Origin of the sequence: Kytococcus sedentarius, from assembly GCF_041937525.1 — a bacterium.
Classification (GTDB): domain Bacteria; phylum Actinomycetota; class Actinomycetes; order Actinomycetales; family Dermatophilaceae; genus Kytococcus; species Kytococcus sedentarius_A.
Window position 1 is genome coordinate 2491604 of sequence record NZ_CP169391.1, and the last position, 12413, is coordinate 2504016.

Genomic DNA, 12413 nt, shown 5'->3' on the forward strand with positions numbered 1-12413 from the left:
CGAGCCCGGCCCCGCAACGGTGGGCCCGCGTATCGTCGGCGGCATGACCGACCTGCGCGCCCTGCTCCGTGCCCTGCCCGGCTTCGTCCCGGACCTGCCCGTTCTGGATCCCGACGCCGCCCCGCACGACCCGAACGCGCTCTTCTCGCAGTGGTTCGAGGACGCCCTCGAGCAGGAGGACCGCCAGCCGCACGCGATGTCGTTCAGCACCGTCCGCCCCGACGGCACCCCGGTGGCCCGCACGTTGATCCTCAAGGACGTCGACGCCTCGGGCTACCAGTTCTCCACGCACTCCACCTCCCGCAAGGGGATGGAGCTCGCGGACGACCCGCGCTGCACGATGCTGTTCTGGTGGCGGTCGGCGGGCCGCCAGGTGCGCATCACCGGCACCGCCCACGCCCTGGACGAAGCCGCGAGCCAGGCCGACTGGGAGGCGCGCCCCAGCTACACCGGCCGCCCGAACCCGGACTGGCAGCTCTACGCCCTGCAGCCGGAGGAGTTCGAGTTCATGCAGGCCCGTGAGGACCGCAACCACACCCGGCTGGAGTACCGCCTCGAGGGCGGGGAGTGGACCCACGGCCTCGTCCCCACCCCGGCGGGCTGAGCTGACCCAGGCCACGAGTCGGGTGTAGCGCTGGCGCGCGGCCTGCTGTCCGCGCCGGCCGCTAGGCTCGGTGGCATGCCCGCCGCACCCACCCTGGAGGCCGTCGCGCGGATGCGGCTGGTCTCGCAGGGGCTCGTCGAGCCGCTGCCCACGCCCACCGACGCGGCCCGCCTCCTCGTCGCCGCGCAGGGGCAGGACCTCCCCGGCGTCCTGATCTCGCTCGCGCTGCGCACCACCGGCCGCTCGCTCGACCAGGTCCGCGCCGCCCTCGACGCCGGCGAGATCGTCCGCACCTGGCCGATGCGGGGCACGCTCTTCGTGGTGCCCGCCGAGGACGCCGGCTGGGTGCGGGAGCTGACCGCGGCCAAGGTGCTGCAGTCCACGGAGCGCCGGCGCGCCGGACTGGGCCTCGATGCGGCCACCATCGACCGGGCGGAGGCCGTCGCGCGGGAGCGGCTGGCGGGGGCGGTGGTGGGCGACCCCGCATCGGGCTTGGTGCGCGCCGAGCTGTTGGCCGCGTGGCAGGAGGCGGGACTGGCGACCGACGCGGGGCGCGGCTACCACCTGCTGTTCCACCTGGCGCTGCGCGGGGTCCTGGTGCAGGGGCCGATGGCGGGCAAGGAGCAGCGCTTCGTCCTCGCCGAGGAGTGGGTCACCGCCCCACGCACGCTGGAGCGCGAGGAGGCGGTGCGTGAGCTGCTGCGCCGGTACGTGGCGGCCCGCGGTCCGGTGCCGGTGGAGGACTTCTGCTGGTGGAGCAAGCTCACCAAGGCCGAGGCCCGGGCGGCGCTCGCGGAGCTCTGCGGCGAGCTGACCAGCACCGAGGTCGACGGCCGCACCCACTGGATGGCGCCGGGCCTGCCCGACCGGTACGCCGAGTGCCAGCGGTCCACCGCGACGCCGTTGTTGCTGCCGGGTTTCGACGAGGTCGTCCTCGGGTACGGCCACCGGGCGGCGGTGCTGACGTCCCAGGAGGAGCAACTCGTGGTGCCGGGGAAGAACGGCATGTTCAAGGGCACGGTCCTGCACAAGGGGCACGCCGTGGGCACGTGGAGGCGACGGACGCGCACGGGCGCACCGGTGGCAGTGGAGCCGTTCGCGCCCCGCGGTCTGCCGGCGCCGGTCGAGAACGCGCTGCCGCGGCTCACTGCATCGCTGCCGGCCTGAGCTGGGCCCAAGTCCGCCGCGACGAGGTGCGCGAGGTGCGGCGCGAGGGGGCCGATAGGGTCACGCCCGTGAAGATCCTCGTCATCGGCACCGGTGGACGTGAGCACGGCATCCTCGAGGCCCTGCGCCGTACGGACCCCTCCGCCCACGACCCCGCGGCCGGCTCCACGGCCCCCGTCGACCCCCGTCCGCTGGAACTCTTCGCGGCCCCGGGCAACCCCGGCATGGCGCAGCTCGCCGAGTGCCGCGCCGTCGATGCTGCCAGCCCGGCCGCCGTCGTCGCCCTCGCCCAGGAGCTGGGTGCCGAGCTCGTCGTGGTCGGTCCCGAGGCCCCGCTGGTGGCGGGCGTCGCCGATGCCCTGCGCGATGCGGGAGTCCCCACCCTGGGCCCCGACCGCGCCGCCGCGCGCCTGGAGGGCAGCAAGGCCTTCGCCAAGGAGGTCATGGCCGCCGCGCAGGTCCCCACCGCGCAGGCCCGCACCTGCACCGACGAGACGGCGGTCACCGAGGCCCTCGACACCTTCGCCACCTCCGCTGCGGGCACGCCCGTCCCGTGGGTGGTCAAGGCCGATGGCCTCGCCGGCGGCAAGGGCGTCGTGGTGACCACCGACCGCGCCGAGGCCGAGCAGCACGCCCGGGACTGCATCGCCAAGGAGGGCCAGGTCGTCATCGAGGAGTACCTCGACGGCCCCGAGGCCAGCGTCTTCTGCCTGCTCGACGGCACCACCGCCCGCGCCCTGCCCGCCGCGCAGGACTTCAAGCGGGCCGGCGACGGCGACCTCGGCCCCAACACCGGCGGCATGGGCGCCTACAGCCCGCTGCCGTGGGCGCCGGAGGACCTCGAAGGGGAGGTGGTCCGCACCATCGCCCAGCCGGTGGCCGACGAGATGGCCCGCCGCGGCACGCCCTTCGTGGGCGTCCTGTACGTCGGGGTGGCCCTCACCGCCGCCGGCCCCCGGGTGGTCGAGTTCAACGTCCGCTTCGGCGACCCGGACTCCCAGGCCGTCCTCGCGCGCCTCACGTCGCCCCTGGCGCCGCTGCTGCTCGCCGCCGCGACCGGCAGCCTGTCCGATGCGGCCGAGCCCACCTTCGCCGACGAGTCCGCCTGCGTCGTGGTCCTCGCCGCCGACGGCTACCCGGCCAGCCCCGTGCCGGGGGGTCAGCTCACCGGCATCGCCGAGGCCGAGGCGCGCGGCGCGGTGGTGCTGCACGCCGGCACCCGCCTCGAGGGTGACCGGCTGGTGGCCAGCGGCGGCCGCGTGCTGGACGTCGTGGCCCGCGGCGCCGACCTGGCGCACGCCCGCGAGAACGCCTACGCCGCCCTGTCCCTCATCGACCTGCCCGGTGGGTGGGCCCGCACCGACATCGCCGCCGAGGCCGCGGCCGGAAGGATCACGCTGTGAGCACCCAGGACCCCGCCGCCCGCGAGCTGCCCGGCTACGAGCTGGTGCACGCCGGCAAGGTGCGCGAGCTCTACGCACCCGGCCCCGACGCCCCGCTGCCCGAGGGGTACGCCGCCGAGGACGTGCTGCTCATGGTGGCCAGCGACCGCATCAGCGCCTACGACCATGTCCTGGAGACGCCCATCGCCGACAAGGGCGAGGTGCTCACGCGCATGAGCCTGTGGTGGTTCGACCAGCTGGCCGACCTGGTGCCCCACCACGTGCTGGCCACCGAGGCGCCCTGCGTGCCCGAGGCCGTGGCCGGCCGCGCGGTGCTCGTGAAGCGGCTGCGGATGCTGCCCGTGGAGTGCGTGGCCCGCGCCCACCTCACCGGCGGCGGGCTGGCGGAGTACCAGCAGTCCGGCAGCGTCTCCGGTGTGCGCCTGCCTGAGGGCCTGGTGGACGGCTCGGAGCTGCCCGACCCGATCTTCACCCCGTCCACGAAGGCCCCGGCCGGCGAGCACGACGAGCCGATCAGCTACGAGGAGGTGCGCACCCTCATCGGTCACCCGCTGGCCCGCGCGGCCCGCAACCTGACCGTGGAGATCCTGCGGCGGGGGCACGAGATCGCGGCGCAGCGAGGCATCATCGTGGCCGACACCAAGGTGGAGTTCGGTCTGGAGGGCGTCGATGCCGAGCGCGACCTGCGCACGGTCACCGAGGAGGAGCTCGCGTCCGGCGCGGTGCGCATCGTGCTGGCCGACGAGGTGCTCACCCCGGACTCCTCGCGGTTCTGGCCCGCGGACGGCTTCGAGCCGGGGCGCCAGCAGGCGAGCTTCGACAAGCAGTACGTCCGCGACTGGCTGACCTCGGACGCCTCGGGGTGGGACAAGGACTCCGACACCCCGCCGCCGGCCCTGCCCGATGAGGTGGTGGCCGGCACGCGCGCCAAGTACGTGGAGGCCTACGAGCGGTTGACGGGGCAGTCCTTCCGCTGAGCCGCGCCGGCGGGAGTGCGGGCGTCAGCTGCTCTCCTTGATGCTCTGAGCGACGTCCTCGACCCCCTCGGCACCAGCCCAGGGTGAGCCGGGGTCCTCACCGGGGACCATGAGGTTCTCGATCTCGGATCCCTCAGGCCGGATCATCTCGAGGTGCAGCACCTCTCCGGCCTTGTTGGATCCGTGCAGGGACTCCACCACCTCTGCGGTCAAGGATGCGAACTCGTAGCGGATTTCGCCACGGATCTTCCGCTGGTGGCCGGGGTGCACGTCCGTGAGACGGACGACGGCAGCGTCTGTGGCGTGCGTGACCACAGCGGGCCCCGTGTCCACCGGTTCGTAGTCCACGTGAACGGCGCTCTCAGCGTTGAGGTCGTGGAGGGAACGGTGCTCTGTCGGGCCACTGCACCCGGTGAGCGCCAGCGCGGCAGCGAGAAGGAGGGTTCCGTGCCGCGGGATGATGTGCATGGTTCTTCTCCTAGCTGTTGTGGGTCATGATGTTGACAGCCGGGTGGGTATGGGGGAACGGGCCCCTGACGGCACACTCAAAGCTTGGGGTTTCACCGTTTCACTGAGGAGCCACCGTTGGGAAGGCCCCGCTCAGGCGAGCGGGGCCTTCGCCGTGTGCACCGCGCCGACCGCCCACCCCGTTCGCGTTCAGTCCGTGGTGCGTTCTGCACACCGTCGATCCCGCGATGGGGGCGGCTCTCGGCTGAGCCGCTCAGTCGCCAGCCGGCAGGGCGCGCGGCCGGCCGTCGCCATCGGTGGCCACTAAGGTGAACTCCCCGCGGGTGATGACGTGTGCCTCCTCGGAGTGCCGGGCACGGGACCACGCCTGCGCGGAGATCCGCATCGAGGTGCGTCCCGAGCCGGTCAGGTAGGCGTACACCGTCACCTCGTCACCGATGGTCACCGGGCGGTGGAAGCTCATGGACTCCACCGCGACGGTCGCCGCTCGGCCCTGCGACCGGCGGGAGGCCACCGAGCTGGCTGCCAGGTCCATCTGGGCCATCAGCCAGCCGCCGAAGATGTCGCTGTACATGTTGGCGTCGGTTGGCATGGCGGTGACCCGGATGGTGGGGTCGAGGTGGTTGTCGGGGGCGTCATGCATGATGTGGGACATGCCACAGAGTTCTGACGCCGTCCTGGTCCACGCCACTGACGACGGCGTGCTCGTTCTCGGGTCGGAGTCCGCGCTCGCTGCCCTCGACGCCGCATCGCCACGACCCACCCGGTCCATGACCCCCACGGTGCTCAGCACGGTCAGCACCCTCCTGGGCGGGGCGTCCGCGGTGCAGGCCACGAGTGGGCGGTACATCAGGCTCGATGCTGAGACCGCGGACTTCATCAAGCGCAACGGGGTGTCGCTGGAGAACCTCACGTCGGGGGTGATTCGGGCGAAGGACACGGCCGGGGGTTCCGGCGGGGCGATCGCCAAGCACCTGACCTTCGAGAAGGCGGCACTGGTCACCCCGGCGAGCGCCGCTGCTCTGGCGGCTGCCGGCACGAAGATGGCCATCGAGAAGATGCTCGAGGAGATCCAGGACTACCTCGAGGTCATCGACGCCAAGCTCGACATGCTCTTGGAGCAGCACCGCACTGCTGCCCTGGGACGGCTCGGGGGCGTGGCCCTGACCATCGACGAGGCGACCGCGCTGAACGAGCAGACCGGGACCGTCTCGGCGGTGACCTGGTCCAAGGTGCAGGCGAACGCCATCCACCTCTCCACGCTCCAGGTGGAGTCGGTCGAGCAGCTGCGCGCCATCGCCCGCCAGGTGGAGAAGCACAAGGGTGACCCCGACCGCACCGCCCAGCTGTTCCCGACCCTGCACCAGGACATCTCGTTCTGGCTCGGCATCATTGCGCAGGTGATCCGCTTGGAGGAGCGTCAGGCCCTGCTGGAACTGGCCCGGGTCGAGGAGGCCGAGCCCGACCAGCTGGACGACCACCGCGTCGGCATCTCACGCGCGCGTGCTGACCGAGAGGCGCGGCTCGCCGAGGCCCTCCGGCAGATCATGGCCTCCACTGCCCTGGCCGCCGAGCTGAGCAACGCCCAGCGCGTGGTGAACCCGCTCTCCGCGCCGCGGGCCGTGCGCGGCGTCAACTCCGTGCGCGACGAGGTGGTGCTGTTCGCCGAGCGCGTCGACGTTCCCCTGGGTGAGCTGGAGGGTGGCCAGGAGCGCTCGTGGACGGAGTCCGTGCGCGGTTTGGCGAAGGACTCCGCTTCGGCTGTTGACGCCGCCCGTGCGAAGGGCATCAGCCGTGCGAAGGGGCTGACCGGGCGGCTGCAGGAGCGGCGAGAGCGCAGCATCCTGTCCAAGGCCGAGAAGATCCGCTCCCGGGGTGCCGAGGAGTCGCAGGGGCAGGACGGCGACTGAACGGACTCAGCCCTTGTGGCGCGCCAGGTTGGCCTGGGCCATCATCGGCAGCTGGAACGGCAGCCGCCCGAACGCGATGGCGCTCGGCTTCAGGCTGGTCCGGCGGGCGTCGGTATCGCTGGGTCGTGGCACTCACACTGCGCATCGACGAAACTTTGGACGCTGCCCTGGCGGAGCTGGCCGAGCGTGAGGGGCGCTCGCGTCGGCCGCGGAGCGTCCCTACCTGACCGTGATGGGTGCTCCGGCGTATCCCTCGGATGCCGAGAAGGCCGCGGCGTTGCTCCACTCCGTGGCCACCCACCATCCGCTGGTGGACGACAACAAGCGATTGGCACTGCTGGCCGTGGTCGTGCGCCTGGACCACCAGGGTCTGCGGCTGAACCTCGCACCGGACGACGCCGTCGACCTCGTGATGGCCGTTGCCTTCGGTGAGCTGCGCGAGGTCGACGCCATCGCCAGACGTCTCCGGAAGGCGCCGGCTAACGTGAGCCCATGATCGCCCGCTACAAGGACCTCTGCCTCGATGCGCTGGACGTCCCCGCCGCCGCCCGCTTCTGGTCCGTGGCGCTGGGCCTGCGCAGCGAGGAGCGCTCCACCGGCGCCCTCCTGAGGGGTGGCGCCCCCGAGCGGGCCGTGTGGGTCAACCGGGTGGACGAGCCCCGGCAGGCGAAGAACCGGCTGCACGTGGACGTGAGCACCCCATCGGTGCAGCGTCTGATCGATGCGGGGGCGACCGTCGCCGACGCGGACACCTTCGCCTGGACGATCCTGCGCGACCCCGACGGCGGCGAGCTGTGCGCCTTCGTCCGCGACGACCCCGCCGCGGACCCGTTCTACGAGCTGGTCCTGGACTGCGCCGACCCGCAGGCCCAGGCGACCTGGTGGCACGGGGTCATCGGCGGCGAGCTCGGTCACGACGAGGAGCACGGGTGGTGGTGGGTCGACCCGCCGGAGGGCTGGCCGTGGGAGAGCTGGGTCTTCGTGCCGGTGCCCGAGCCGAAGGTGGAGACGAACCGCGTGCACCCGGACCTCTGGGGCGAGGAGGGCGACCTGGTCGCGGCCGGTGCCACGGTCGTCGACCGACAGCCTGGCTGGGTGGTCCTGGCCGACCCGGAGGGCAACGAGTTCTGTGCCTTCGCCCCACCGGACGCCGACGAGTGCTGACCCTCCTCATAGGAGGTGCGCGGTCCTCATCACAGGTCGAGCACAGTCCGACCAGCGCTCTGGTGGGTGGGGCGCAGGGTCTGCCACGCTGGCTTCACCACTGACGGAGGGGGGAACCATGACCACGCGTCTCCTGACCATCGGCCTCGCCGCCGCCGGAGTCATCGGCCTAGCCGGCTGCGACGGCCTCCTGGGTGCGTTGCAACCCTCGTCGGTCCAGGTGTCCGACGGGATGGTGGTCTACACCAACCCGCCGAGCCACGCCGAGGGGGAGCCCCTCATCATCGGTGAGCTGACCTGGGACGCAGACCACGCGTGCTGGTACACCGTGGGCGCCGACGGCTCCGAGGCGACCACCGTCTACCCGGAGGGCGCGACGAGCACGCCCGGCGAGCAGATCACCTTCTCAGGCGGGGAGGTGGTCCGCGCGGGGGAGGAGCTGGCGGTCGGTGGCACCGGGTGGACCCCGGGCGAGGACGAGGGGTTCACGCCCGACATGCGGTGTGGAGAGCGCGAGCTGCACTTCTCCGCGGGGACCGGCCCCCTCTGACCGCAACGGGCTCGCGACGGGCGGGTGCACTGCGCCAGTAGACTCCGGCCTGCACGCGGGTGCGCAGTCAGCGGCCCGATCGCCACGTCCCCCAGGAGCGTCCATGGGCCACGTCATCGTCGACGTCATGCCGAAGCCGGAGATCCTCGACCCGCAGGGCAAGGCCATCGCCGGCGCCCTGCCCAAGCTCGGCATCGAGGGCTTCACCGAGGTCCGCCAGGGCAAGCGCTTCGTGCTCGCCGTCGACGGGGAGGTCACCGATGCCGTGCTCTCCTCCGCCCGCGAGGCCGCGACCACGCTGCTGAGCAACCCCGTCATCGAGGACGTCGTGAGCGTCCGTGAGGCGACCGCGGCCGAGCTGGAGGCCGACACGGCGCAGGAGGCCACGGCGTGAAGGTCGGCGTCGTCACCTTCCCCGGCTCCCTGGACGACCGCGACGCGGCCCGCGCCATCGAGCTGGCCGGCGGCCAGGCCGTGGCCCTGTGGCACGGCGACGAGGACCTCACCGGCATCGATGCGGTGGTCCTCCCGGGCGGCTTCTCCTACGGCGACTACCTCCGCTGCGGCGCCATCGCCCGGTTCGCCCCGATGATGACCCGCGTCATCGCCGAGGCCCGACGCGGCATGCCCGTGCTCGGCATCTGCAACGGCTTCCAGGTGCTCTGTGAGTCGCACCTGCTGCCCGGCGCGCTCATCCGCAACGACCACCAGACCTTCGTCTGCCGCGACCAGCGCCTGCGCATCGAGAACAGCTCCACCGCCTGGACCTCCGGCTACGCCGAGGGGCAGGAAATCACCATCGTGCTCAAGAACGGCGAGGGCGGCTACGTGGCCGACGACGCCACGCTCGACGCCCTCGAGGGCGAGGGCCGCGTCGTGGCCCGCTACCTCGAGCACAACCCGAACGGCTCCCTGCGCGACATCGCCGGCATCACCAACGAGCGCGGCAACGTGGTGGGCCTCATGCCCCACCCGGAGCACTGCGTCGAGGAGGGCTACGGCCCCTCCACCGACGGCCTGCCCTTCTTCACCTCCGTCCTGCGGGAGATGGCCCGATGAGCACCACCGACCCCAACGCCCAGCTCGACACCGTCACCCACGCGGCCGAGACGCCCCAGACCGAGCAGCCCTTCGCCGAGCTGGGCCTGGCCGCCGACGAGTACGACCGCATCCGCGAGATCCTCGGCCGCCGCCCCACCAACGCCGAGCTGGCCATGTACTCGGTCATGTGGTCCGAGCACTGCTCCTACAAGTCCTCCAAGGTGCACCTGCGCCAGTTCGGCGAGAAGCAGACCGAGGAGATGCGTGAGCACCTGCTGGTCGGCATCGGGGAGAACGCCGGCGTGGTGGACATCGGCGACGACTGGGCGGTCACCTTCAAGGTCGAGTCCCACAACCACCCGAGCTTCGTGGAGCCCTACCAAGGCGCCGCCACCGGCGTGGGCGGCATCGTCCGCGACATCATCTCGATGGGGGCCCGCCCCATCGCCGTCATGGACGCCCTGCGCTTCGGTGACCCCGCGCACCCGGACACCTTGCGGGTGCTCCCGGGCGTGGTGGCCGGCATCAGCGGCTACGGCAACTCCCTGGGCCTGCCCAACATCGGCGGGGAGACGCGTTTCGATGCGGTGTACCAGGGCAACCCGTTGGTCAACGCCCTGTGCGTGGGCGCCATGAAGAAGCAGGACATCCACCTGGCCAACGCCTCGGGCGTGGGCAACCGGGTGGTGCTCTTCGGTGCCCGCACCGGTGGCGACGGCATCGGTGGCGCCTCGGTGCTGGCCTCCGGCTCGTTCGATGAGGACGGCCCCTCCAAGCGACCGAGCGTGCAGGTGGGTGACCCGTTCAGCGAGAAGGTGCTCATCGAGTGCTGCCTCGAGCTCTACCGCGAGGGCCTCGTGGAGGGCATCCAGGACCTGGGCGCCGCCGGCATCTCGTGCGCCACCAGCGAGCTGGCCTCGAACGGCGAGGGCGGCATGCACATCGAGCTCACCAGCGTGCTGCTGCGCGACCCCACCCTGAACGCCGGCGAGATCCTCATGTCCGAGTCGCAGGAGCGCATGATGGCGGTGGTGACGCCGCAGAACGCCGAGGCGTTCGAGGCCGTCATGGCCCACTGGGAGGTCGAGTACTCCTGGCTGGGTGAGGTCACCGACACCGGTCGCCTCGTCATCGACTGGCAGGGCGAGACCATCGTGGACGTGGACCCGCGCACCGTGGCGCACGACGGCCCGGTCTACGAGCGCCCCTTCGAGCGCCCGGAGTGGCTCGATGCGGTGAACGCCGACACCGTGTCCGCCGCCGGCCTGGAGCGACCCGCCGCCGCTGTGGATCTGCGCGCGGCCCTGCTGGACCTGCTGGGCAGCCCCAACCTGGCGGACGCCAGCTGGATCACCGACCAGTACGACCGCTACGTGCAGGGCAACACCGCCGCCGCCATGCCGGACGACGCGGGCGTGGTCCGCGTGGACGAGCGCACCGGCCGGGGCGTGGCACTGAGCACGGACTGCAACAACCGGTTCAGCTACCTGGACCCGTACGCGGGTGCGCAGCTGAGCCTGGCCGAGGCGTACCGCAACGTGGCCGCCAGCGGTGCCGCGCCGCGCGCCGTCTCGGACTGCCTGAACTTCGGTTCCCCGGAGGAGCCGGGCACCATGTGGCAGTTCGCCGAGGCCATCCGCGGCCTGGCGGACGGCTGCCTGGAGCTGGGTGTCCCGGTGACCGGTGGCAACGTGTCGCTGTACAACTCCACGGGTGACACCGCCATCCACCCCACCCCGCTGGTGGCGGTGCTGGGTGTGCTGGACGACGTGGACCGTCGCATCCCCACCGCCTGGCGTGCGGCCGGTCTGGACCTGCTGCTCCTGGGGGAGACCCGCGACGAGCTGGACGGCTCCGCGTGGGCCGGTCTCCACGGGCACCTGGGTGGCACCCCGCCGCAGGTGGACCTCGCGGCCGAACGCCGGCTGGGCGAGCTCCTGGGCCGGGCCGCTGCTGAGGGTCTGGTGGCCGGTTCGCACGACCTCTCCGAGGGTGGCCTCGCTGTCGCGCTCGCGGAGGGTGTGGCCCGCCACGGTGTGGGCGCCCGCGTGCACCTCGACCCCGTGCTCGACGCGACCGACGGTGCGCTCGACGCGGCGGCGGTCCTGTTCTCCGAGTCCGGTGGGCGCGTGCTCGTGGCCGTGGATCCCGCGCACCGCGAGGCCTTCGACGCGCTGGCCGAGGAGCACGGCGTGCCGGCCGTGGCGCTGGGTGCCACCACCGGTGGCGACGCGCTGCGGGTGGGGACGGGAGCCGGGGAGGTGACGCTCACCGCATCGGAGATCACCGAGGCGCGCCAGCGGACCTTCCGCGAGCTGCTGTCCGGGGACGAGGCTGTGGTGGAGGCGGCCATCGCCGAGGCGCACGGGCACTGACGTGTACGTCGTCGTGCTGCCCCTGGCGGCCCTCATCGCCCTGGCGGTCGTGATGATCGGCCGCGCCGCCGGGGGCGGTGGCCGCCCCGCGCCGGTGTGGATGGTGGGCGTCGCGGCGGCGGTGATGGCGCTGGTGGCCGTCAGCTACGCGATGCTGGGGACCGTCTTCGCACGCACCTACGACGCGGATGGCCTCGAGGCGCTGAACGCGCCCTTCGCGGCCTCGTTGATGGTGCTGCTGGTCCCCGCGGTGGTGCTGACGGTGATGTTCTTCCGGCAGCGGACCACGCACCGCTTCACCGCCGCCATGGTGGCCGCGGCGCTGGGTCTGTTGCTGGTGCTGGGAACCCAGCTCTGAGGAGGCGTTGTGAATCCTGCTGACCTGGTGGTCCCCACCGTGGCGGTGGTCCTGGTGACCGCGCTGGCCGTCTTCGCTGCCACTCGCCGCAGCGAGCCGGCCGGTGTGGTGAAGCGCGGGGTGGCCGCGGTGGTGACCGCTCTGGTGGTCGGGTTCCTGGGCTGGGTGGGTTTCGCCTCGCTCGCCGAGGGGCCGCTGCCGGGCGGGGGTGGCTCGGGCTACCTGACCGTGCTGGCCCTTCGTGCCCTGGCGGTGGGTGCCGTGCTGCTCACCTTCTGGCGGGCCCGCACCGACCGCGCCTTCACCGTGGCGATGATGGTGACGCTCGCCATGGCCCTGCCCGAGCTCGGCTGGTTCGTCAACGGCTGATCGCGCTGGCGCGTGCGCCGCGCGCAG

15 protein-coding genes and 1 pseudogene are annotated in these 12413 nt (G+C 72.5%); 13 read left to right on the forward strand and 3 right to left on the reverse strand.

Annotated elements, in window-relative coordinates; genetic code table 11:
* Nucleotides 1-43 precede the first annotated feature (43 nt).
* From ACEY2A_RS11715 to ACEY2A_RS11730, 4 genes are all read left to right on the forward strand, one after another.
* Nucleotides 44-604, forward strand: a complete 561-nt coding sequence (locus tag ACEY2A_RS11715) for a pyridoxal 5'-phosphate synthase (protein ID WP_374928760.1) — start codon at nt 44-46, stop codon at nt 602-604.
* A gap of 75 nt (nt 605-679) precedes the next feature.
* A complete protein-coding gene (locus ACEY2A_RS11720) occupies nt 680-1771 on the forward strand; it encodes a winged helix DNA-binding domain-containing protein (RefSeq protein WP_374928761.1) in 1092 nt (363 codons plus the stop codon).
* A gap of 68 nt (nt 1772-1839) precedes the next feature.
* Nucleotides 1840-3174 (forward strand): phosphoribosylamine--glycine ligase, encoded by a 1335-nt coding sequence (purD, locus tag ACEY2A_RS11725; protein WP_374928762.1) that lies wholly within the window; start codon nt 1840-1842, stop codon nt 3172-3174.
* Nucleotides 3171-4151, forward strand: a complete 981-nt coding sequence (locus tag ACEY2A_RS11730; RefSeq protein ID WP_374928763.1) for a phosphoribosylaminoimidazolesuccinocarboxamide synthase — start codon at nt 3171-3173, stop codon at nt 4149-4151. The genes purD and ACEY2A_RS11730 overlap by 4 nt, the downstream gene beginning before the upstream one ends.
* 24 nt (nt 4152-4175) lie before the next feature.
* On the opposite strand, the gene ACEY2A_RS11735 is transcribed toward ACEY2A_RS11730, so the two are convergent.
* Both ACEY2A_RS11735 and ACEY2A_RS11740 read right to left on the reverse strand, forming a co-directional pair.
* The gene (locus ACEY2A_RS11735; RefSeq protein ID WP_374928764.1) at nt 4176-4619 is read right to left on the reverse strand and encodes a hypothetical protein; all 444 of its coding nucleotides are present in this window, start codon (nt 4617-4619) and stop codon (nt 4176-4178) included.
* A gap of 253 nt (nt 4620-4872) precedes the next feature.
* Entirely contained in the window at nt 4873-5274 is a 402-nt protein-coding gene (locus ACEY2A_RS11740) for an acyl-CoA thioesterase (RefSeq protein ID WP_374928765.1), read from the reverse strand.
* Here ACEY2A_RS11740 and ACEY2A_RS11745 point away from each other — a divergent pair.
* Nucleotides 5273-6529, forward strand: coding sequence for a hypothetical protein (locus tag ACEY2A_RS11745; protein ID WP_374928766.1), 1257 nt, complete (start codon nt 5273-5275; stop codon nt 6527-6529). The two genes, ACEY2A_RS11740 and ACEY2A_RS11745, sit on opposite strands and share 2 nt — an antisense overlap.
* A 6-nt stretch (nt 6530-6535) precedes the next feature.
* On the opposite strand, the gene ACEY2A_RS11750 is transcribed toward ACEY2A_RS11745, so the two are convergent.
* On the reverse strand, nt 6536-6661 hold the full coding sequence (locus ACEY2A_RS11750; RefSeq protein WP_374928767.1) for a hypothetical protein: 126 nt from the start codon (nt 6659-6661) through the stop codon (nt 6536-6538).
* 73 nt (nt 6662-6734) lie between these two features.
* Between ACEY2A_RS11750 and ACEY2A_RS11755 the strand changes: the two are divergent.
* The 8 genes and pseudogenes from ACEY2A_RS11755 to ACEY2A_RS11790 all read left to right on the forward strand — a co-directional run.
* A pseudogene (locus tag ACEY2A_RS11755) lies at nt 6735-7025 on the forward strand (type II toxin-antitoxin system death-on-curing family toxin); the annotation flags it as partial.
* A complete protein-coding gene (locus ACEY2A_RS11760; RefSeq protein ID WP_374928768.1) occupies nt 7022-7693 on the forward strand; it encodes a VOC family protein in 672 nt (223 codons plus the stop codon). The pseudogene ACEY2A_RS11755 and the gene ACEY2A_RS11760, both read left to right, overlap by 4 nt.
* Nucleotides 7694-7811: 118 nt before the next feature.
* Entirely contained in the window at nt 7812-8243 is a 432-nt protein-coding gene (locus ACEY2A_RS11765) for a hypothetical protein (RefSeq protein WP_374928769.1), read from the forward strand.
* A 103-nt stretch (nt 8244-8346) separates the two neighbouring features.
* Nucleotides 8347-8637 (forward strand): phosphoribosylformylglycinamidine synthase subunit PurS, encoded by a 291-nt coding sequence (gene purS, locus ACEY2A_RS11770; RefSeq protein ID WP_374928770.1) that lies wholly within the window; start codon nt 8347-8349, stop codon nt 8635-8637.
* Nucleotides 8634-9302 (forward strand): phosphoribosylformylglycinamidine synthase subunit PurQ, encoded by a 669-nt coding sequence (purQ, locus tag ACEY2A_RS11775; RefSeq protein WP_374928771.1) that lies wholly within the window; start codon nt 8634-8636, stop codon nt 9300-9302. Before purS ends, purQ begins: the two co-directional genes overlap by 4 nt.
* Entirely contained in the window at nt 9299-11659 is a 2361-nt protein-coding gene (gene purL / locus ACEY2A_RS11780) for a phosphoribosylformylglycinamidine synthase subunit PurL (RefSeq protein WP_374928772.1), read from the forward strand. Before purQ ends, purL begins: the two co-directional genes overlap by 4 nt.
* A 1-nt stretch (nt 11660) precedes the next feature.
* Complete coding sequence (locus ACEY2A_RS11785; RefSeq protein WP_374928773.1) at nt 11661-12017, forward strand: hypothetical protein; 357 nt, start codon at nt 11661-11663, stop codon at nt 12015-12017.
* 9 nt (nt 12018-12026) lie between these two features.
* Nucleotides 12027-12386: a hypothetical protein gene (locus tag ACEY2A_RS11790; RefSeq protein ID WP_374928774.1), complete on the forward strand. Its 360-nt coding sequence runs from the start codon at nt 12027-12029 to the stop codon at nt 12384-12386.
* Nucleotides 12387-12413: the final 27 nt, after the last annotated feature.